At 62.6% G+C, this 406-nt stretch carries 1 pseudogene; it reads right to left on the reverse strand.

Annotated elements, in window-relative coordinates:
* A pseudogene (locus H6B10_RS15525) lies at positions 1 to 406 on the reverse strand (phospho-sugar mutase); the annotation flags it as partial.

Here is a 406-nt window from a genome sequence, read left to right on the forward strand (position 1 = left end):
TCACCGATGAACTTGAAGCCGGTCAGGGTGCGGCGCAGTTCCACACCATATTTGGCTGCAATGGGCGTTGCCATATCGGTGGAAACGATGGTGGTCACGGCCACCGGATGGGCGGGCATGGTGCCGTTGGCCTGGCGTACCCGGCAGATGTAATCCAGCAACAGCACACCCATTTCGTTGCCGGTGATCAGCCGGTAGCCGCCCTGCCCGTCCGGCACAGCGGCACCCATCCGGTCACAGTCGGGGTCGGTGCCGATCATCAGGTCGGGGTGCACGGTATCGCACAGCTTCAGGCCGGTTTCCATGGCCTCCCGGATCTCGGGGTTGGGGTAAGGACAGGTGGGAAAATCTCCATCCGGCTTTTCCTGTTCGGGAACAACGGTCACCTGGGTCACGCCCATCCGGT

The sequence above is a fragment of the Gemmiger formicilis genome (genome assembly GCF_016901605.1).
Lineage (GTDB): Bacteria > Bacillota > Clostridia > Oscillospirales > Ruminococcaceae > Gemmiger > Gemmiger formicilis_B.